This window comes from Marinobacter sp. B-21, from assembly GCF_056857895.1.
In genome coordinates this window covers 23,113-44,041 of sequence record NZ_JBSXNZ010000060.1, presented here as the reverse complement: position 1 = coordinate 44,041, position 20,929 = coordinate 23,113, and the positions used below count along the sequence as shown (strand labels likewise).

Below are 20,929 nucleotides of genomic sequence, written 5' to 3'. Positions count from 1 at the left end.
GGGTACTCATCAGGGTATAACAATATTAAATCGGCCCTGAGGCTGATCCAGCATGCTGAAGAAGCCTATCAGGTCGAGCTTACTTCCCTCAAAGCTGATCTCGTCACTGAACAGAAGTTCCTTCAGCCCTGCCTTGCCGATCAACAAATCCACGAACAGCGGCCGGGTCAATCGCAGGGTGGCATCAGCCGGCGTGTCCTCGCTGGTCAGGCGGTTGTGCAACACCGAATTTCGCAAGGTCAGCAGGTAGCTTTCCTCAAGGTCCGTGAAGGTGATCTTGATAGTAGCGCTTTCGCCTTCCGCGTCCTCGGCTTTGAGCCGAACGGCCATACTATCGAAGAACAACGCCACCGGCGTGTTGAGCAGCACCTCTCTCATCATGGCTGGCCTGAGGCCTTCGTCCGGCGAGCCGTGACGCAATTCATAGGCGCCGGTCAGGTAGAAGTCCCGCCACGGCGCCGACTCCGCCTGGTAACCGAGCTGGTCGTAGACATCGGCCAGCAGCCGTTTCGCGTCGTCGTTATCCGGCTCGGCGAAGACAACGTGGTTGAGCAATTCCGCAAGCCAGCGGTAGGTATCCCGGCCCTCGGCCGCGTCCATATCGGAAGCCGCCTCAAAATCCTGCAGGGCTTTTTCCAGAACCTTTTGGGCACCGCCCATCATCTCGACATACCGTTTTGCCGAGTCACTTTCGGGCAGCGGGTTGAGCTGTGCCGGGTTGGCGGTAAACCAGCCCAGGTAATGCTGATATACCGCCTTGGCATTGTGGGACACGGTGCCGTAGTAGCCCTGGTTATGAAAATCCTCGTTCAGCGCAGGCGGCAATTGCAGTTGCTCGGCAATCTCCCTTGGCGTGGCGCCACGGTTCATCAGACGCACCGTTTGGTCATGGATGAATTTGTAGGTATCCCGCTGCACCGCCAGGAAATCCTGGATATTCTCCTGCCCCCAGAGCGGCCAGTGGTGGCTGCCAAAGTATACTTCCGCTTCCGTGAATCGGTTCTTCGCTTCATCAATAAAGCTACTCCAGAGCCTGGCATCGCGAACCTTCGCGCCCCGGAGGGTATAGAGGTTGTGCATGTTGCGGCTGACCAGCTCGGCACCACAGAACGCTTTCTGCTCTGGCAGGTAGAACGTGAACTCGGCAGGCGCTTCGGAACCGGACACCACCTGGAAAACCATCGGAACGCCGTCCACGGTAAGCTCAGTCCCCGTCTCACTGACCAGGTCGGTAGGTGGGGCAAAGCCAAAGGTACCGAAGGCAGGTCCTTTACCCAGGCCGGTACCAACATGGCCTCGCTCATTTCTCTCCAGACGCTTGCCATACATGAACATGGCGCGGCGGGTCATGGCAGGGCCAGCGATGATGTTCTCGCTCGTGGCCTCTTCCTCGAAGCCCGCTGGCGCGATGACGCGCAGGTTAGCCCTCTCTTCATCGGAGAGGTGCTGGAGAATGCCCTGCACGCCACCAAAGTGGTCGATATGGCTATGGGTAAACAGGATCGCCCGCACCGGTTTTTCACCCAGGTGTTCCCGGGCAAACAGGAAGGCCTTGCTGGCAGTTTCCCGGGCAGTCAGTGGGTCCACCAGAATCCACCCGGTATCACCCTCGATAATCGACATATTGGCCAGATCGTAACCCCGGATCTGGTAAAGCCCATCGGTGACCTCGAACAATCCATGAATGTTGTTCAGGGCCGCCTGGCGCCATAGGCTGGGGTTCACCGAGGCAGGCGCATTTTCACCCTCACGGTCGATAAAGCCATAGTCCGGCATATTCCAGACCTCACCGCCCTCAAGATGATCAATCACCAGGTCCGGATCCTGGGCAATCAGCCCACGCCGTGCGTTCTCAAAATCGCCACGGTTGTCGAAGGGCCGTTGGTCAAGCACCTGTTGATTGGCCTGGCCGGTGCTGGCCGTTGGCGCGCTGTGCCCGGCACTGTTGGCTTGAGGGGAATCCGGACCGGTATCACACCCGGCGATGGCCAGCGCAATACCGAACAGCGGAACAAGGTGAACCTTTCGAGATAGAGACATGTGGCAACTTATCGATCTGTTGTTATTGGTTAACCCGAGTTTACCCCGGTATCAGCCAGAGTCCTGTATCAGTCAGCCAAAATACTCCTGCATCCAGTCAAACAGCTTACTGGCAGTCATATCGCCAAGAGCCATCTGCTGGAAATCATTACCCACTTCATCCTCTATGGTCACGAATTGATAAAGAAGAGTGCCGGGCTGCTCATCGTGAAGTATAAGCGTGATACGCCGGCGAGTGCGAAGACAGTCAATGGTCATCACATCTGCCGGTATACCCGCATCACGCATGCCCCGGCGAACCTCCACAACCGGATTGATGTGATGGTGGGTTGCCTGAATGCGAGCATGGGCGTCGCTGGCAAGGTCGGACAAGGTTTTGAGGGCATCTTCAGACATTGGGCAGATTCACTCCGGTTATTCATAGACATCATGCAAAGCCAGCATTTTGAAGTCCGGGACCACACCCAGTCCAGGGCGGTCGCTGAGCGTCATACGCCCCCCGGATACCTCCGGAGCGCCGGTCGCAAGCTGAGTGGTGTTGTAATTATGGAGATCGGTCGTATTGAGCAACGCCCTTGCCGGGGTGCTTGCCGCCAGATGCGCGTAAGCAGCAGTTGCGATACCACTGCCCCAAGCATCTTCAATCGTCATGGGTATTCCAGCATCCACGCACACATCCCGGATAACGCGGGAAGGTGTCAGGCCGCCAAATTTGCTGACTTTCAGCGCAATGGCGTCTATGGCGTCATCCCGCAGGGCCCGCTGTAAATCGCCAAGATAGTTCAGGCTCTCATCCAGCTTGACAGGGTGCCGCACCCGCTGCCTCACTGACAGACACTCCTCGTACTGGCGGCAGGGCTGCTCCAGATACAGATCTACGCCCTCAACCGCGCGGGAAAAGCGCAGCGCCTGGTCCCGGCGCCATGCTGCATTAATGTCGCCAATCCAGAGCTCATCGGGTTGCTTCAGCTTGCTCAGGGTTCGAACCAGCTCAATATCTTCATCAACGTCGTGCCCGAGCTTGATCTGAATATGGCGAAAACCCTCTGAGCGGAATTGGCGCAGCGACGCCTGCATCTCAGCCGGTTCGGCCAGGGGAACTATCCTGTGCAAAGGCATGGAGGGCGTCTGCAGGCCACCAAGCAGAGTATAGACCGGAAGGCCGGTCGCCTTGCCGAGAAGGTCCCAGCAGGCGATATCAATGGCTGCCTTGGCAACAGCCTGGCCGGTAAGAGCCTGATTCATCCGCTCATGAATCGCTGAGATTTGCCTCGGATCCTCTCCGATCACCGCGGGCGCCAGCAAGGACAGGCAGGCCGGAATTCCCTCGGCAAACGCTGGCATATAGTTGGGGCCGCAGGGACAAACCTCTCCGTAGCCTTCCAGGCCCGTGTCCGCCGTTAAAACCACAACTGTGCTGGTGAATACCTGATGGGAACGGCCACCGGCAAAGGCGTAGGCCTTGCCGGTGTATTCAAGATCTGCAGTGTAAGCTGCAATACTGGCGATGCGCATGACTGTCCCCGAGTTCTGACCCAACTGATCGATGGTACATCCAATTGAAGTGTAGTCCCCTAATCCGGGTATAACGCCTTTTGCAGGTTCAGCCCTCTGGAGCAAACACTAAGCCCCCATTCTGTTGAGTCAGTTCTCAGCTTTCCTGAAGCACTCAGCAAGTTCAGCAGCGAGAAAATCGAACACCGTCCGAACCCGGAGGTTCATCCTGAGTTCCCGGTGCGAGACCAACCAGACATCGCCACCGAACAGTATATCCTCAAAGACTTTCTCAACTCGGGGCTCGGCATCGCCCAGCTCAAGCGGCATCACTCCAATGCCGATACCGGCCCGGGTCATCTGCCAATGCACCAGATGACTGTCTGTACGGGCAACAAAGTGCTCCTCTCCCAGCTTGATACCGCGCTCCGCCAGCGCACTCATGTACGCCCCGTTATTCGACACGAAGCCGATGAACCGGCCTTCCCGGAGCTCCTCAGGAAAAGGGGATGGCAAAGTCGTCAGTATTTCCGGTGTGGCGTAAAGAGTGGCTGAGAACTGCCCCACCTTACGAGCAATAAGATCGGGTTCTGTCGGCCGAAAGTTGCGGATGGCGATGTCTGCCGCCCGGCGCCGAAGATCACTGGCTTCGTTGGAGGCAACCAGATCGATGCGAATTCCCGGGTACTCATTGCGAAGCTTGTGAAGGATGGGAGGCAAAATGTAGGCGGCCGTGATTTCCGATGCCGAAATCGCAATCTCGCCTTCAATGGAAGTTGCTCGCCCCGTTGCCGCCAGCGACAGACCGCTAGCAGCCTCGCCCATCGCCCGAACGTAGGCAAGCAATTCCAAACCGTTCTGCGTTAACTCCAACCCCCGACCTCCACGCTCGAAAAGGACTGTGGACAGCTCCTCTTCCAGCGCCGAGACCTGCCTGCCAAGGGTCGGCTGCGAAATCCCCAGAGCCTTTGCAGCAGCGGATAAAGAGCCTTCCTCGGCAGTCACAAGAAAGGCCCGAGCCCGGTTCCAGTCGAAGTTAACAGATCGCCAATTCATTCACTTATGCATATCAGGAATACGAATATGACGATACTACCAACAGAATTGCAGAGATAGAATGGGCCCCAGTGACTTAAAGCAGCCAGTCCACAGAGGAAACCCCATGAATTCGTATGTCAATTTCTGGAACCGCAGCGCCGCGCGCTACGCCCGACGCCCCATCGCGGACCAGAACGCCTATCTGAGAAAGATCGCCCTAACACAGAAATACCTCCATTCAGAAATGGATGCCCTGGAATTTGGTTGCGGCACGGGATCGACAGCGCTGATCCACGCTCCCAAAGTCCGCAGCTATCTTGCGACAGACGCGTCTGCCCGGATGATTGAGATTGCCCGGGAAAGCTTGGCAGAACAACCGACCGGCAATCTCAATTTCCAGGTTGCCACCCTTGACGACCTGCAACAGCGGCAACAGACATTCGACGCCGTATTGGGCTTAAACATACTGCACCTCCTCGAATATCCAACGTCGGCAATCGAGCAGGTCTTCGGCATGCTAAAACCCGGCGGTGTCTTTATCAGCAACACCGCATGCCTTCAGGACACCTGCCCCTACCTCAAACCCGTCGCCCTGTTGGCCAGACTGCTGCGCGTCACCCCCTTTGTGAATTTCCTGTCCCGCGAGGAACTGGAATCTGATCTTGAGCGTGCCGGGTTCCAGATTCAGTACCGCTGGGTCCCCGAGAAGTCAAAAGATGTATATTTCCTGATCGCCACTAAGCCGAAGTAAAATCGGAACCCTCAGAAAAAGCGTAGTTGCAACCAATGAAAAGATCCCTGCTCATAGTTGTATTAGTCACCATTGCGGCCGGATGCAGCCACAGGGCAGTCTATGACAACGTGCGCATACACCAGCGAAACGAGTGCGCAAATAAACCGCCGTCGACCTACTTTGAATGTATTGAACGCGCGAACAAGTCCTATGAGGAATACGAGCGGGAGAGAAAAGAAGTGTTGGAAAAGCCGGAATCTGATGCCAAGCTTCCATAGACTATCGGAATACCGCGCACATCTGCGCATTACAGGGAATAATCCAATGGGAAGCTCAAAACTGGTCGGTATCGTTCTACTCGTAGTGGGCATTGCCCTGCTCTACTTTGGATACCAATCGACACAGTCTCTCGGTAATCAGCTGACTGAAACCGTCACAGGCCGCTTTACTGACGACACCATGTGGTATCTGATCGGCGGCGCCGCCGCAACTGCGGCAGGCGCTTTTCTGGCATTCGTCAGGAAATAAATCCACTCGGCTGTTCCGTCAGAAATCCACTAGTGTCCCGTCTGGCTAATTCGCGAACCTACTGAGCCACTGAGGGCCTTGAGAGCAAGGCGCGGTGGTGAAGGTTTGGTGGTTCCAAATCGAGGCGGCGCAACGCGGCTATCAAGGCCCTCAGTGGCTCCCGAAGGGCGTAGCGCTGAGGCCTCTGGCCGGTGTTGCCAGCCCTTGATGTGGAACCACCACACCTGCAGACAGGCGCCTTGGCCAGAGGCCTCAGCGCTACGCAGTAGATTAGCGAATTAGCCAGACGGGACACTAGTCTCGGCGTCGCCTGGTCCTGACCAGAAACCAACTGGCCAGGACCAGCGCCCCGAAAACCGTATAGCCCAGGGTGAAAACCCAGTCCGGTGCGCTGTAATACAGGATGGATTGCAGCCAGTGCTGAATGAATGATCCCTCATAGCCCGCTTGCCCCGCCTTCTCCCGAAGTGCCATTTCCCACGCTGTGAGTGGGCAAAGCACGCCCAGCCAGGATTGCAGAACGACGATACCTATGACAATCAGGTGGCTCAGCCGGAACCAGAAATTGCGCACCCACCGCCATCCAAGGAAATGACCAACGAACGTCGCCACCAAGCCCAGAATGACAAAGGCGACCAGCATGGTATGCAGGATCAGCAGCATGTCAGCAAGTATCAGTACCCACCGGTTATTCACAAACGCCTCCCAAAAGCTGATTCGTGGCAGCCAGTTACCCCAACCTCGAGAAAAACAAACGCGCACTCTCATTGGCAGGGAAGATCATCTCAACCCGCAATTCGGACAGAAACACATCATTCACCGGACCGAATCGTGCAATCATTGTGGTGGTTTCGAGGATATCATTACCCATGTTCAGTCGTTCCCGTAGAGGAATATCGAGCGTCTCCGCCAACCGCAGTACCACATCCCGCTTAGGTCGCGAACGGCCAGTTTCGATAAACGACAAGTGGCGCGGCGAAAGCTCCGCCCCCACCGCCAACTCAAGCTGGCTCATTCTTTTCTGGTTTCTCCAGAACCGTAGCTTATGGCCAAAAGCACTGTGTTGTGCGATCTGGCTGCCCTGGTCTATCGACCTATTTTTAACGGTCATTTATCCAGCCTTTACCTTTTCGGGAAGTGCGCCGGAAAGCTCGTCGGCGCATGCTCATACCCAGAGCATAACCAATTCTGAACATCAACGTGCGGAGGCAATCCACAATGCTTATTACCCGAATCGCGCCCGTTTTATTTCTCGCATTTACAAGCTTCACTCTCTGGGTGTTGGCCACCTCAGAGCAGAATTTCTGGCTATGGCTTCTAAGCCTGTTTACTGAGAAGGAGTCACTTCAGGTCGTTCTGGATCTTGGAATTGCCCTGTTGCTGCTTATGTATCTGTTGTACCGGGATCATATTGCCCAGGGCGGAAGCGCCAAAAGCTTCATCCCCTTCCTGGTTGTCCTGCCGTTACTCGGCGTCATCTCGCCACTGGCCTATCTCACCGCCAGAGCACTGAAGCCAGACTGGTTGCTCATGACAAGCGATGGTCGGACCCTTATCGAACGTTAGACGATAAGGCCCGTTTCAGAACCGGACGGAAGCCCTCAAGGGCTTCCTGGACACCACAGTTCGAAATTCAAAGCCGCCACCGCATTGGATGGTCCTGCCTGAGCACCCCTTTCTCATCCCAATCGTCCCAACCGGTAAACGGAATCGGGGGCTCGCAGGAAAGCGTGGGGATCCGCTCCGCCCAGGCCGCTTTCTTCTGCTCCAGTTGCTTTCTGAACGTACCCTCGCCCTGATACCGGATACCGCCGCCTTGAACGCCATAGCTAACCTGAGGCACCAACACATCGAACCCCACATAATAGAGCGAATCGTGCATCGGCCATAACCATTCAACCATGTTCCCAGCTCGACCGAAGGGCATGAACGCCTGTTCAGGGGAGCCGGCAGTCACGGAGCACATCGCCGTCTTGCCCCGGAAATGGCCCCGGTTGTAACGCCGGCTGCCGGAATAAAGCCCGCCATAGACCAGCACCCGGTCAAACCAGCCTTTCAATATCGCCGGCTGGGTGTGGCATTGTTTAAGCGATCGCGCAGCGGCTACACATCGAGCCCCGCCAGACGGGACACTAGCCCCGGCGTTTGAGGCGTTTCGCGCCCACTATCCGGACATCGAGCTGGAAGTTGTCATTTCCAATCAGGTTCACAGCCTGAGCAAGCGCGAAGCCGACATTGCCGTTCGCCCCACCCGGAACCCGCCGCAAACCCTGGTCGGCCAGCGGGCCGGATCCATTCAACAGGCCGTCTACGGCCAACGACGCCACTGGCAAGACGTGCTGGCTCCCCTGGACACATTGGCCAGATACCACTGGGTCGGTCCAGACAAGCACATGGGAGACAGTGCCCTGGAAACCTGGCTGACACAGCAAGGCCTGGATAACCACTGCCACTATCGGGTTGATTCCATGTTGGGTATGCAAACGGCGGTGCGCCATGGGACGGGCCTGGCGGTGCTGCCCTGCTATCTCGGGGATTCAGACCCTGAACTCATGCGGTTGACGGATCCCCTGTCGGAACTGGCCGTTCCGCTCTGGCTGCTCACCCACCCGGATCTGAGACGCGTCAGTCGGATCAGGGTATTCACGCAAGACATTGGAGAGTACATTCGACAAAGACTTGGATGAGAGGAAGCGACCTATAAAACCGGGACAGATCTATTTTCATCCCAAATAGATCTGTCCCGGTTTCGGTTGCTGGGTCACGTCTTGCATTTGGAGCCCGTAGCGTAAGTATGTTGTTCGGACTGTAGTTTCGGCCTTGATTCTCGTCAAATACATGCTTGGCAACTGTTTTCAGGTCTATTTCAGCTTCGTGTGTTCGACTGCCAGAACCCCAACTTGCTCCAAATTGGTACATTTATGATATATCGTACCTGTATTAGCTTAGGGAAAATATTTTAGATTCTGGAGCATTTTTATGGGTTGGCTGACAAAAAAACAAGTTCCTATCCCTCAAGGAGATTTGTCATGAGCGTGAATTATAAAAGCATACTTCGCCGAATTCCCCCCGTCTTCTTTGCGGCGGTCTATATGGCCCTGATGTCTGTGCCTGCAGGTGCAGCCGGGTACGACAATGCCCTGAAGGGCGTTAAGAACTATGACGCTGTCTACGAGGTGAGCCAGGGAGATCCCAAGGTCGTTAACCCCGTTTTCTTGGTAATAAAGAACTCCTACAAAGCACCTGAAGTGAAGGCGCTTGCGAAAGAGCCCAACATCGCCATCGTTTTTCACGGGCCGGTGGTGAAACTGCTTTCGACTGACAGCGCATCATTTGATGAGGCAGAGCTGGCCGAGGTACAGAAATTCCAGACGACTCTTAAACAAATGAAGAAGGACGGGGTGACACTGGAAGTTTGCCGTTACGCGTTGAAAGGGATGGGTGTAGATGAGGCGACGATCATTCCGGAGGTCGACCCGGTAGATAATGGTTTCGTCTCGGTCATCGGCTATCAGATGCAGGGGTACGCGGTTGTCCGAATCCCCTAAACGAAAAATTGGTTGTTGCTGTGCGCGCTAAAACCGGGACAGATCTATTTGAATGCGGGGACAGATCTATTTGAATGAAGGCCGAGACAAAGACGCCGAACCGATGATCTCTGGATTGCGCCACTTTTCTCGGGGCCAGAGAAGCTGGGCCAGTTTCGTCAGAACTGTCCTCAAAGTCAGATCGCACTACGTAATTATTAATAACAATTGTTATCATTTACATTACCAAGATGGGACCTTATACTGCCGCCGTCAATCCAAAGCCTCATTGTAGGCATCCATTTAGACAGATGGCGGAGATAGCATCGTGAAAAAAAGAACGGCTTTTGTTTTTGGGCTTGCGGGTAGTCTGGCGGCACCCATCGTTATTGCCGACGAGACTCGTAATAACGATGAGCAGTTATGGCAGGTAATCGAAGAGCAGCAGATGCGAATCGAGAGCCTGGAAGATTCAATGAAGGCATCTGACTCAAGTCAGGTTGACGGCAATGCCTCCGTGCGGCCCGGTGCCAGGGACTTCCATATCGGTGGTTACGGTTCCATTCGTGCGGAGGCCAACAATCTGGACGCCGATCAAGACACCTTTACTTTTCGTCGCTTTGTGCTGACTGGCGACGGGAAGATAAACGACCGCCTTGAAGCTTACTTCGAGCTGGAATTTGAGCGGTTTGGCGAAATTGAACTGGAAAAAAGTGCTTCAGCAGGAGCTGATGGCTTCTCCGCAGGCCAAGCGGTTGAAGGAACAAATGGCTCAGAAATATCGATGGAGCAGGCCTGGGCAAGATACCGCATCAATGACAGCGTCAATCTGGATATGGGAGCGCTGCTTGTTCCCTTGGGCCGCTTTAACATCAACCATGATGATAATCAGTGGAACTTGACTCGCCGCACGCTGGTAGACAGGGGGGCGCCCGTCCTGCCAACCAAGGCGGCATGGCCGGAACTGGGACTTGGTTTTTCGGGACTTGTGGAAACTCAGGCTGGCCTTGTTGACTACAGACTTTACGCAGTAAACGGCGTCAATCTCGACTTCGAATTCGAGGGCGGAGTGGCGGCGGAGCCTGACGGCAGTTCAACGGTGGGCGTCAGTAAATTTGAAGCTGAGTTCGCCCCTTCCCGTGGGGGGTTCTCCAACGATCTTAACGGGAATAAGGCCGTTACCGGCCGGTTGGCCCTGTTGCCTCAATCTGGCCAGGAATTAGCGATTTCCGGATATTACGGTCGCTATACGCCGGATTTTATGGATTCTGAATCGGTGTGGTCCGTTGCCATTGATGGGCTTCACAGCCTGGGCGGGTTTGAAGTCGAATACGAGGTAGTCCACACCGATTGGGGCAACATTGATGATGTTGCTGCTAGCTTCGCCAGTGCCGCTGTAGACAAGGAAGTGGAAGCAAAAGTAGGTGCTGAAGACCGTGAGACCACAGAAATCGTCAGCGAGATCACGCTCGGTGGGCTCGCTGAAAGCCGCACGGGTTATTGGATAGAAGCTCGTTACCCGTTCTGGCCGGAAGCGCTTGATAATACCTTCCTGGGGCGTGGTTTCAGTAACCCCTCTCTCGAACCGACCGTTCGGATGGAGCAGGTTGTTATTCGCAACCGGATAACCGGTATTGAGTTCTCCAATCGTCAGATCACCGAGCTCGACAAAGAGAAAAGTTCTATTGTTAATCGCGCTACCGTTGGTCTGGCCTATCGTCCGGTCCCAGACTGGGTGATTTCATTTGCCACAGAATATACCTGGACTGACGAACAAACACTGGCCGGTTTAACCAACTTTATTCCTGCTGGTGAAAATGAAGACAGTGTTTTAGCGTTCTCGACGGGCGTAGCCTACACCTTCTAGAATGCCTTGTTGCCGGAGCCAGGCGTGTGTATCGCGCCTGGCTCAGAATTCATTAATAAGGTTGTCCTCATGAGTTACCCGCTCAGGCTCGTGCACCTTCTGCTTTTACTCACTTTTCTGCCGGTTCCCATGCACGCTTTGGCTGATGAGGTTTATAAAGAACCTCAAGCATTTTTGAGAGAATCGTTTGTCGGCGATATCCCAGAACCGGCCGCGCTCTGGGTTGTAGGCGAAAAAAAAGAGGTTGCCGGAGACATTTTGGGACACCCACCTGCCGCGTTACGTGAACGATACTGGAAGCAAGGTTCACGGACTGCCTGGATACTAGAGGAAGTCGGCAAAGCACGTCCGATTACCGTCGGTATACTGGTGGAGGAAAATGCCATCCGCAAACTGGACGTACTCGTGTACCGGGAGACAAGAGGATGGGAGGTTCGATACCCCGTTTTCACGAACCAGTTCAAAGGCGCTGAACTTGAGGGCGGCAAAACGCTCGATCAACCGATAGACGGAATCACTGGTGCCACCTTGTCAGTCCACGCGCTCACGAAGTTGGCACGTTTGGCACTTTATTTCAGTCAGTTGGTAGATGGCCCGTGATTTCCTTCAAACGCTCCCGGCAAACCCGGCGCAAATTTTTACTCCTATCGCATCGCTACATCGGTATAGTTTCGGCCTTTTTCCTGATATTGATTGCAACCACCGGCACTGCAATCAATCACTTGAAAGATGTCGGTATGGATGACTATGTTCTAACCTGGCCTCCGCTTCTGAGATGGTACGGGCTGAGCAAGGGACCTCAGGACATCATTACCTTCAGCACCGATAGTGGTGCAATCGTGAGCTGGATGAACAATCAGCTATATCTCGGCAAGGAACCATTAAAGCTTGAACAAACCATCGACGGTCCTCTTTTGGGTATTGCGGAAGGCCCGGATTTTTTAGCCGTAGCGACGTCACGTTCGGTCATATTGTTGACTCGGACCGGCGTACTGATTGATCAGCTTGGGCAAGAAAATTTGCCCGAACGTATCCGAAGATTCGGCTCGAAAGACAACTCCTTTTTTATTGACACGCCAAACGGCCAATTCAAGACGACCGCATCGTTTCTGAGCTGGACTCCGGTCCCATCCGCAAATAAGCAGGTGACGTGGTCAAGTCCACGCGCCACACCTGCGGCAGTCAGGACGCAGCTTCTCGATACTTATCATGGCAAAGGCATCTCTTTGCAACAGTTGTTACTGGATCTTCATTCAGGGCGCATTATGCACATTGGGCCTTGGGTATCTGACTTATCAGCACTTGCTATTTTACTGTTAGCCATCTCCGGGTTGATTAATTGGTACCGTCGCCCGCGCTGAAGCAGCCCTGCATTGCCACGAAGAATCTCTCCACAATACCGGTCGTTCCGACAAAAACTGACACATTGGGCCAGCCGGTGGCCCGGATTCTTCGGGGCTGCCTCTGCCGTTTTTGGACGACTCGGTGTCGTATTGGATTCACCTGCACTGAGCAATTAGAGCCACATTGAATCAGGGCCCTGGCCGATATGCGGCAGCGCGAGGGCGTTCATTGCAGGCAAAGGGGAACCAAAATGGCACAACTACCGAAACGTGCAAGAGTCGTAATCATTGGCCAGGGCGGTATCGTTGGCTCCTCGGTAGCACACCACCTGATCGAGCAGGGCTGGGATGACATCGTAGGGCTGGAAAAATCCGCCATTCCCTCCGACATCGGCTCCACCTCCCACGCCTCGGATTTCTGCTTCACCACTTCCCACGACAAGCTGAACATTTACACCACCAAGTACAGCCAGGCCTTTTATGAAAAGCGTGGCAATTACGTGAAATGCGGCGGCATGGAAGTGGCGCGCGTCGATGACGACGAGCGCATGGACGAACTCCGCCGCAAGGTGGGTTCCGGGAAAGCCTTCGGCACCAACGTCAGCATGATTTCGCCCAAGCGGGCAAAGGAGCTGTTTCCATTGCTGGAGGAAAGCCAGGTCCAGGGCGCCATGTGGGACCCGGATGCCGGGCTGGTGGTACCCCGCTCCCAGAGCGTAGCCGGCGATCTGGTGGAAGAAGCCGTGGCCACCGGCAAACTCCAGGCTTTTGCCTACACACCGGCCATCCGCATTGATGTCCAGGACGGCCAGGTGCGTGGTGTTGAAACCCACAAGGGTTACATCGAAACCGAATACGTGGTGCTGTCCATGGGTATCTGGGGGCCGTTGATGGCCAACACCGCCAATGCGCCTCTGCCTCTGATGCCACTGGAACACCCCCTGCTGTTCTTCGGCCCCTACGAAGAACTGGCCGGAACCGGCAAACAGATCGTCTATCCGCTGTTCCGCGACCAGGGCAACTCCGCCTATGTGCGGGACACCGGCGACCCCACCACCACCGAAGGTGGCCGTATCGAGTGGGGTTATTACGAGGCGGAAAACCCTCGGCTGGTCTACCCTGGCGCCATTGCCGAGCCCGGTGATGCGCGGATGTCGCCCTCGATGCGGGATCTTTCACTGGATCAGGTCATGGACGCCTACGAAAAAGCCATCGAAATGACCCCGATCCTGGGCGAGCTGGGGTGGGAGGAAAAACACTCCTTCAATGGTTTGCTGTCAGTCACGCCGGATGGCGGCTCGCTGATGGGCGAATCCCCGGAAGTCCGCAACCTGTGGTTCTGTGAAGCAGTCTGGGTCAAGGACGGTCCGGGTGCGGGCAAGTTACTGGCGGACTGGATGACTCATGGATCCCCGGAGATGGACCCTCACAGCATCGATATTGCCCGCCATTACCCGCTTCAGAAAACACCGGACTTCGTGTACAACCGCTGCTATGAGACTGCCAAAAAGATCTACACCCCGGCGGTTCATCCGCGTGAGCCCTACCTCTCCGGCCGCAAGATGCGAACCAGCCCGTTCTACCTGCGGGAAGTTGGACTGGGCGCTTACTTTATGGAGGCCGCCGGCTGGGAGCGTGCTCACGGTTACGCCGCCAATGAGCCCACCCTGCTGGCGAAATACCGCGACCGTATCCCGGTGCGGGAGCACGAATGGGACACCCGGCATTTCTGGGAGGTATCCAACGCCGAGCAACTGGAGATGAGCGAGTCCGTGGGCATGATCAACCTCTCCCATTTCGCCATCTTTGACATCTCCGGCGACGACGCGGAGGCGCTGCTGGAGTATCTGTCGGTGGCCAAGGTGGGTGGCACCACGCCCCATGGCAAAGGCGTCTACACCCACTTCCTCGACAGCCGCGGGGGCGTGCGCTCCGACCTGACCATCATCCGGCGGGGCGAGAAAGACTATCGGGTCGTCTGCGGCGGCGACACCGGCCACCGGGACTATTGCTGGATCACCCGCATGGCCCGGGAGAAGGGCCTGGACAACATCCAACTGCACGACCGCACCGACGAACTGGCTACCCTGGGGCTCTGGGGTCCCAAGGCCCGGGAGACCCTGGCGCAGTTCGTCACCGACCCGGACCAGTTGTCGGCGGACAATTTCCCGTTTGCCACCGCGCAGGAACTGAACATTCGGGGCGTTCCGGTCTGGGCTTTCCGCATATCCTATGTGGGCGAACAGGGCTGGGAGCTTTACTTCCCATTCAGTTACGGCCTGCGAATCTGGGACCTGTTGTACGACGCCGGCGTTACCCCGGTGGGCATCGAAACTTACGCCAACACGCGGCGCCTGGAGAAAAGCCTGCGGCTGCAGAATGTGGACCTGGAAACGGAATACAACCTTTACGAGGCCGGACTGCAACGGCCCAAGATCAAGGAAGCCGATTTCCACGGCAAAGCCGCTTACCTGGAACAACGGGAGTGGCCCCGGCAATCGGCCTACCTGTGCACCATGACCATGACCGGGCACCAGGATGCTAACGGCGTGCTGCGCTATCCGGTGGGCCAATGGCCGATTCTGGACCCGCAAACCGGCGAAGTGCTGGTGGACAGCCACGGCCGCCGCTCCTACAACACCAGCGTGGCCTGGGGGCCTTCGGTGGGAAAAATCATCCTGTTGGGTTATATCCCCGCGGAGTACGCCCAGGAAGGCCGTGAACTGACTCTGGAATACTTCCAGGAACACTACCCTATCCGCATTGAGGCAGTGGGTTACCGGGCGCTGTTTGATCCAGACAACGAACGGATCAGATCCTGACCGGTTTCAGACAAGAGGCAAGGCGGTCAGCACTCGATGATGTTGACCGCCAGCCCTCCCCTGGCGGTTTCCTTGTATTTGTCCAGCATGTCGCGGCCGGTTTCCCGCATGGTGTGCAGCACCTTGTCCAGGGACACGTAATGCTTGCCGTCACCCCGCAGCGCCATAATCGCGGCATCAATGGCCTTCACCGAGGCCATGGCGTTACGCTCGATGCAGGGAATCTGCACCAGCCCGCCAATGGGGTCACAGGTCATGCCCAGATGATGTTCCATGCCAATTTCGGCGGCGTTTTCTACCTGTTCCGCGGTACCGCCCGTCGCCGCTGCAAGGCCGGCAGCAGCCATGGCGCAGGCCGAACCAACCTCGCCCTGGCATCCCACCTCGGCCCCGGAAATGGACGCATTTTCCTTGAACAGCACGCCAATCGCCCCGGCGGTCAGCATGAAGCGCAAAATGCCCTCCTCGTTCGCCTGCGGACAAAACTCCCAGTAATAGTGGAGCACAGCCGGAACAACGCCTGCCGCGCCATTGGTTGGCGCCGTTACAATCCGCCCCCCGGCGGCATTTTCCTCATTGACGGCGAGGGCATAGAGATTGATCCAGTCCAGCGCACTCAGGGACGGTGAAATCAGATCCACCCGCTGCTTGTCCATCAGCGACCGATACAGCGACGCGGCCCGGCGCCGGACCTTGAGACCACCGGGCAATTCGCCCTCGTGGTGAATGCCGCTCTGTACGCACTCCCTCATCACCCGCCATAGCTCCAGAATGCCGCTGCGAATCTCACCCGGCGTGCGCCAGGCCTGCTCGTTGGCAAGCATGATGTCGGCGATGGTCAGGTCGTGCTCCCGACACAGCGTCAGCAGCGCCTTGGCGCTGTTAAAGGGGTATGGCTGTGGCGTATCATCCTCGCGGACTTTCAGGGTGCCATCAGCGGTCGCATCCACCACGAACCCACCGCCTACCGAGTAATAGGTTTTTTCGTACAGGCACTGCCCCTCACCGTCGAAGGCCTGGCAGACCATGCCGTTGGGGTGTTCAGGCAGTGATTTGCGACGGTAATAGACCAGATCGTTATTCTCACGGAAGCGAACGGGGTGTTGCCCTGCGATCGACAGGATTCCGCAGTCGCGAATCCGCTCAAGGCGAGCCGGCATTTCCTCAGGATCGACCCGGTCAGGTCGTTCGCCCTCCAGCCCCATCATTACCGCAGGGCCGGTGCCATGGCCCTTGCCGGTGGCACCAAGAGAGCCGTACAGGGACACCTTGAGCCGGCAAACGGAAGAAAGCAGCCCTTCGGTCACAAGAGCCCCGGCAAACCGTCGTGCCGCCTCCATGGGCCCCACGGTGTGGGAACTGGAAGGGCCAATACCGACCTTGAACAGCTCAAACAGACTGATCGCCAATTTCAGGCCTCCTGTTGAGGGACACACTCCAACAATAACGCCAATGCGGCCCCGCCGCATGCTCTCTGACGACACTGACAAGATGATTTACGACAGCAGGGCAGGTGGCGTTGAGACCATCCTGGAATCGCCGGTGTCGCATCTGAACCATTGGCACTCTGGCCACCCCCTTAGCCACCCCTTAGCCACCCCCTTAGAATGAAACCAACGTGGAGCTGATCACTTATTGCACAATGCCAGTGCAGCAGCTAGTGTTCAGGTTAGGGTGGTCGACACAGACATCCCGTTACCGGCCACCAAAGCTGGCCCAGGCAGGGCAAGGGGGTTGCTGATGACCACTGATACCGGCTCGCACACAGACAGGCCCGCCCAGCAGCCCTATCGGGTCGGCTTCCTGCTGATCGACAACTTCACTCTGATCGCCCTTGCCACCGCGGTTGAACCCCTGCGCATGGCCAATCAACTGGCAGGCGCCGAACTCTATTCCTGGAAGCTGCTTACCGCCGAGGGCGGCCCTGCCCGCGCCAGTGACGGCATCACCATGGTGCCGGATGCGTCCATTCAGGAAGAGCACGGCTTCGATCTGGTCATCGTTGTTGCCGGCATTGATGTCACCCGGAGTTTCTCCCGCAAGGAAGTCAACTGGCTGAAACAGATGGCCCGGCGCCATGTCCTGCTGGGGGCTGTCTGTACCGGCGCTTATGTGCTGGCCAGTGCCGGCCTGCTGGACGGCCACGCCTGCAGCGCCCACTGGGAATGCCTGGAAGCCATGCAGGAGGGCTTTCCACGGGTCCAGACCAACAACCACCTGTTTACTGTAGAGAGGGAACGCATGACCTGCACCGGTGGCACGGTGCCCATGCACATGATGCTCAGCTTCCTGGCCCGGCGCCATGGCCAGGAACTCAGCAACGCGGTCTCCCACATGTTTGTCTGTGACCGGGTACGGGAGGAAAGTGAACAACAACCCATGCCCATGCATCCGGGCCTGGCCCGCGCGCAACCCAAGCTGGCGGAAGCCGCCCAGTTGATGGAAGCCAACATTGAAGAGCCCATCGAACTTCAGGAACTGGCGACACTGGCCGGGATATCACGCCGACAACTGGAAAGGTTGTTCCTCAAGCACATGGGCTGCACGCCCTCACGCTACTACCTGCGGGTGCGGCTGAACCGCGCACGCCGGCTGCTCAAACAGACATCCTGCTCCATTGTGGAGATTGCCTCCATGTGCGGATTTGTCTCCGCCACCCACTTCAGTCGCTGCTATCGCAAAACCATGGGGCGCGCGCCCAAATACGAGCGAATGGAAGTTTACTCCCAGGGCCTGGGCCCCGCCGGCAATGTCCTGACCGATACCATGGCCAGTCTGCCTTCCTCTTCCCTGCAGGCACTGAGACGTGCGCGCACCGAGCCAACCTACGGTATTTTCGAGGACACCGGTTCAGGTTAGCCCCACAACCAGGCCGTTCTCATCAAGGGCGATATCCAGTGCCGCGGGACGGCGGGGCAGGCCCGGCATGGTCATGATGTCGCCACAAATCGCTACCACAAACCCGGCGCCAGCGGCGAGGCGCACTTCCCTGACCGGCAGCATGTGGCCGGACGGCGCACCCTTCACGGTCGAGTCCGCCGAGAAGCTGTACTGGGTCTTGGCAATACACACCGGCAGGTGGCCGAACCCCAGGCTTTCGTATTCCTCCAACTGCTGTTTGGCCAGGGTTGTAAATTCAACGCTTCCCGCGTGATAGATACGGGTGGCTATGGTGCGGATCTTGTCCGCCAACGGCAGGCTGTCCTCGTAGAGGAATTTCACCTCCGGTGTGCCTTCGTCCATCTGGTCGAGCACAGCCTGGGCCAGTTCCGTTGCGCCCTCGCCGCCGGTTGCCCAGTGGTCGGCGGGCACTGCCCTCACGCCCAGCTCTTCACTGATGGACTGCACCAGCGCCATCTCGTCTTCAGTATCGCCGGGAAAGCGGTTGATGCACACCACTGGGGTCAGGCCGAACTGCTGCAGGTTGCGGATGTGTCGCTCCAGGTTGGCGGCACCGTCCCGCACCGCGGCCAGGTTGGGAGTGCCCAACTGGCTCCGGGCGACACCACCCTGCATCTTGAGGGCCCGAATGGTGCAGACCACCACGGCGGCGTCTGGCCGCAAGCCCGTGTGCCGGCATTTGATATCAATGAACTTTTCCGCACCAAGATCCGCACCGAAGCCGGCTTCGGTCACCACAACGTCGTTCAGAGCCAGGGCCGCACGAGTGGCAGTCACGGAGTTACAGCCATGAGCAATATTGGCAAAGGGGCCACCATGGATGAACACCGGGTTATGCTCCAGACTCTGCACCAGGTTCGGCTGCAGCGCCTCTTTCAACAGCACGGTTAGCGCGCCTTCAACCCCCAGATCACGAACGGTGACCGGTGTCATATCGGAACGCCGGCCAACAATGATATTACCCAATCGCTGCTTCAGATCCGCACGCCCGTCCGCCAGGCACAGGATAGCCATAATCTCTGACGACACCGTGATATCGAAACCGGTTTCCCGGGGCACACCATGGGCTGCGCCACCCAGGCCACACACCATGTTGCGCAGGGAGCGATCAGTCAGGTCCATGACTCTGCGCCAGCTCACGTAACGTGGGTCCAGCCCGGCTTCATTGCCCCAGTGAATGTGGTTGTCGATCAGCGATGCCAGCAGGTTGTGGGCGGTGGTAATGGCGTGGAAGTCGCCGTTGAAATGCAGGTTGATGTCTTCCATCGGAATCACCTGCGCCCGGCCTCCGCCAGCAGCGCCGCCCTTCATACCAAAGCAGGGGCCGAGGGACGGCTCCCGCAGGCACACGGAAGAACGCACACCCAGGCGGTTGAAGCCGTCGTTCAGCCCCACGCTGGTGGTGGTCTTGCCCTCGCCGGCCGGGGTTGGGGTAATGGCGGTCACCAGCACCAGCTTGCCCCGGGGCGCGGTAGCGGAGGTATCGACATAGGCCATATCCAGCTTGGCCTTGTAGTGACCGAAAGGCACAAGGCTTTCACCCGGCAGTCCAAAACGCTGTTGGGCCAACAGCAGAATGGACTGGGGCTGGACCGAGCGGGCGATCTCAATGTCCGGGGTGCCCGGCGGCGGAAACTCCGCAATCGCCGGCATTACGGATGTCAGTTTACTGTACTGAAGACTCATGGAACTGCCCTCTCTGGCCCTCAACGGACCCGCTGTGCTCTTGAATCCATTGCGCCGACTGGCGCAGACCGCCGAATGGGAAGAGATGAATACCCCGGAGCAGGGTATCCGGGTTGTCCAGGCAGTACTGGACCAACGCTCGCACCATGCCGTCAGGCGTCCAGGCGCGCAGTAGTTTGGCGCTGCCCGGGCGACGCAGCATCATGCGGGCAGACGCCCCCACCCCGCATTGCGCGGCATAGGCAATAAGGGTTTTTACCCGCGTCGGCCCGGCCATTCCGATGTAGACAGGCACCTCTTCCAGGATATTGCCCAGGCTCTGCAGCCAGTCGATGACCACCTCGGCGTCGAAAGTGAACTGGGTCACCACCCACAGCCTCGTGGCTGTGGTGCGGGCGTATTCACGCTTGACGCTCAGGGCTTGGGTCAACGTGGCCCGGTCCGCCATGGGATGCCCCTCCGGATGGGCAGCCACGCCAATACCACGAAACCGGAATTGCGCCAACAAGCCGGATTCAAGCACCGCCAGAGTGTCCGGAAAGGGGCCGACCACCGCATCGCTGTCGCCGGCAATCAGCAGCAACCGGTCAACCCTGCTCTCATCGAGCTGTGCCAACCAGTCCCGCAGTTGCCCGCGGCTCTCGGCCATACGGGCGGGTACGTGGGGGATCGGCTGCATGCCCATATTGAGGAGGTGCCGGCAGGCTTCCAGAGTGTCGCTGAATTGCCCTTTTGGCAGGAATGGCACATAGACACAGGTGCCCTCGGGCAGCAGGTCCGGCAGATCTTCCGCTGCCAGTATCTGGCGGGGTGTCGCCTCAATCGAAGCCGAGCGCACCAGGGCGCGAAGCCGTTCCGCCGCCGCCTCATCGCGCGGGTTGGACGCCTGTTTTTCGCTCGCCAGTTTCATAAGCCGCGTACCCCCTTGCTGCCGGTGCCTGCTACCGCCT

At 57.5% G+C, this 20,929-nt stretch carries 20 protein-coding genes; 10 read left to right on the top strand and 10 right to left on the bottom strand.

Annotation, left to right across the window (positions count from 1 at the left end; translation table 11 throughout):
• Nucleotides 1-9 precede the first annotated feature (9 nt).
• From AC13C0_RS06385 to AC13C0_RS06370, 4 genes are all read right to left on the bottom strand, one after another.
• Complete coding sequence (locus tag AC13C0_RS06385; protein ID WP_482954135.1) at nt 10-2,040, bottom strand: alkyl/aryl-sulfatase; 2,031 nt, start codon at nt 2,038-2,040, stop codon at nt 10-12.
• A gap of 72 nt (nt 2,041-2,112) precedes the next feature.
• Nucleotides 2,113-2,436, bottom strand: a complete 324-nt coding sequence (locus AC13C0_RS06380) for a hypothetical protein (protein ID WP_117618008.1) — start codon at nt 2,434-2,436, stop codon at nt 2,113-2,115.
• A gap of 18 nt (nt 2,437-2,454) precedes the next feature.
• Nucleotides 2,455-3,555, bottom strand: a complete 1,101-nt coding sequence (locus AC13C0_RS06375; RefSeq protein WP_482954134.1) for a mandelate racemase/muconate lactonizing enzyme family protein — start codon at nt 3,553-3,555, stop codon at nt 2,455-2,457.
• Between the two features lie 129 nt (nt 3,556-3,684).
• Entirely contained in the window at nt 3,685-4,590 is a 906-nt protein-coding gene (locus tag AC13C0_RS06370; protein ID WP_303287120.1) for a LysR family transcriptional regulator, read from the bottom strand.
• A gap of 61 nt (nt 4,591-4,651) precedes the next feature.
• Between AC13C0_RS06370 and AC13C0_RS06365 the strand changes: the two genes are divergently transcribed.
• Both AC13C0_RS06365 and AC13C0_RS06360 read left to right on the top strand, forming a co-directional pair.
• A complete protein-coding gene (locus tag AC13C0_RS06365; RefSeq protein ID WP_341582468.1) occupies nt 4,652-5,323 on the top strand; it encodes a class I SAM-dependent methyltransferase in 672 nt (223 codons plus the stop codon).
• A 306-nt stretch (nt 5,324-5,629) separates the two neighbouring features.
• Nucleotides 5,630-5,833, top strand: coding sequence for a DUF3185 family protein (locus tag AC13C0_RS06360; protein ID WP_117618013.1), 204 nt, complete (start codon nt 5,630-5,632; stop codon nt 5,831-5,833).
• A gap of 294 nt (nt 5,834-6,127) precedes the next feature.
• Here the strand turns inward: AC13C0_RS06360 and AC13C0_RS06355 are convergent, their stop codons facing one another.
• Both AC13C0_RS06355 and AC13C0_RS06350 read right to left on the bottom strand, forming a co-directional pair.
• The gene (locus tag AC13C0_RS06355; protein ID WP_117618014.1) at nt 6,128-6,529 is read right to left on the bottom strand and encodes a DUF2784 domain-containing protein; all 402 of its coding nucleotides are present in this window, start codon (nt 6,527-6,529) and stop codon (nt 6,128-6,130) included.
• A 34-nt stretch (nt 6,530-6,563) separates the two neighbouring features.
• Nucleotides 6,564-6,944: a helix-turn-helix domain-containing protein gene (locus AC13C0_RS06350; RefSeq protein WP_482954133.1), complete on the bottom strand. Its 381-nt coding sequence runs from the start codon at nt 6,942-6,944 to the stop codon at nt 6,564-6,566.
• A gap of 107 nt (nt 6,945-7,051) precedes the next feature.
• On the opposite strand from AC13C0_RS06350, the gene AC13C0_RS06345 reads away from it, so the two are divergent.
• A complete protein-coding gene (locus AC13C0_RS06345) occupies nt 7,052-7,399 on the top strand; it encodes a hypothetical protein (protein WP_341582470.1) in 348 nt (115 codons plus the stop codon).
• 67 nt (nt 7,400-7,466) lie between these two features.
• Here AC13C0_RS06345 and AC13C0_RS06340 read toward each other — a convergent pair whose 3' ends face one another.
• Nucleotides 7,467-7,892, bottom strand: coding sequence for an NAD(P)H-dependent oxidoreductase (locus AC13C0_RS06340; RefSeq protein WP_227539475.1), 426 nt, complete (start codon nt 7,890-7,892; stop codon nt 7,467-7,469).
• A 13-nt stretch (nt 7,893-7,905) separates the two neighbouring features.
• Here AC13C0_RS06340 and AC13C0_RS06335 point away from each other — a divergent pair, with 13 nt between their 5' ends.
• The 6 genes from AC13C0_RS06335 to AC13C0_RS06310 all read left to right on the top strand — a co-directional run bounded on the left by AC13C0_RS06335 (nt 7,906) and on the right by AC13C0_RS06310 (nt 15,392).
• The gene (locus tag AC13C0_RS06335; RefSeq protein ID WP_482954132.1) at nt 7,906-8,520 is read left to right on the top strand and encodes a substrate-binding domain-containing protein; all 615 of its coding nucleotides are present in this window, start codon (nt 7,906-7,908) and stop codon (nt 8,518-8,520) included.
• 342 nt (nt 8,521-8,862) lie between these two features.
• Nucleotides 8,863-9,381: a DsrE family protein gene (locus AC13C0_RS06330; RefSeq protein WP_117618018.1), complete on the top strand. Its 519-nt coding sequence runs from the start codon at nt 8,863-8,865 to the stop codon at nt 9,379-9,381.
• A 307-nt stretch (nt 9,382-9,688) separates the two neighbouring features.
• On the top strand, nt 9,689-11,227 hold the full coding sequence (locus AC13C0_RS06325) for a porin (protein ID WP_341582472.1): 1,539 nt from the start codon (nt 9,689-9,691) through the stop codon (nt 11,225-11,227).
• 69 nt (nt 11,228-11,296) lie between these two features.
• Nucleotides 11,297-11,827: an FMN-binding protein gene (locus tag AC13C0_RS06320; protein WP_341582473.1), complete on the top strand. Its 531-nt coding sequence runs from the start codon at nt 11,297-11,299 to the stop codon at nt 11,825-11,827.
• Nucleotides 11,824-12,588: a PepSY domain-containing protein gene (locus AC13C0_RS06315; RefSeq protein ID WP_341582474.1), complete on the top strand. Its 765-nt coding sequence runs from the start codon at nt 11,824-11,826 to the stop codon at nt 12,586-12,588. Before AC13C0_RS06320 ends, AC13C0_RS06315 begins: the two co-directional genes overlap by 4 nt.
• Nucleotides 12,589-12,821: 233 nt before the next feature.
• Nucleotides 12,822-15,392 carry a GcvT family protein gene (locus AC13C0_RS06310; protein WP_482954131.1) on the top strand — a complete coding sequence of 857 codons (2,571 nt, stop codon included), beginning with the start codon at nt 12,822-12,824 and terminating at the stop codon, nt 15,390-15,392.
• 26 nt (nt 15,393-15,418) lie between these two features.
• Here AC13C0_RS06310 and AC13C0_RS06305 read toward each other — a convergent pair whose 3' ends face one another.
• Complete coding sequence (locus tag AC13C0_RS06305; protein ID WP_482954130.1) at nt 15,419-16,801, bottom strand: L-serine ammonia-lyase; 1,383 nt, start codon at nt 16,799-16,801, stop codon at nt 15,419-15,421.
• Nucleotides 16,802-17,132: 331 nt separating this feature from the next.
• Here AC13C0_RS06305 and gbdR point away from each other — a divergent pair, with 331 nt between their 5' ends.
• Entirely contained in the window at nt 17,133-18,251 is a 1,119-nt protein-coding gene (gene gbdR / locus AC13C0_RS06300) for a choline metabolism transcriptional regulator GbdR (RefSeq protein ID WP_117618021.1), read from the top strand.
• On the opposite strand, the gene AC13C0_RS06295 is transcribed toward gbdR, so the two are convergent.
• The gene (locus AC13C0_RS06295) at nt 18,243-19,979 is read right to left on the bottom strand and encodes a formate--tetrahydrofolate ligase (protein ID WP_341582477.1); all 1,737 of its coding nucleotides are present in this window, start codon (nt 19,977-19,979) and stop codon (nt 18,243-18,245) included. The genes gbdR and AC13C0_RS06295 overlap by 9 nt on opposite strands.
• Nucleotides 19,960-20,889: a methylenetetrahydrofolate reductase gene (locus tag AC13C0_RS06290; protein WP_117618023.1), complete on the bottom strand. Its 930-nt coding sequence runs from the start codon at nt 20,887-20,889 to the stop codon at nt 19,960-19,962. The genes AC13C0_RS06295 and AC13C0_RS06290 overlap by 20 nt, the downstream gene beginning before the upstream one ends.
• Nucleotides 20,890-20,929: the final 40 nt, after the last annotated feature.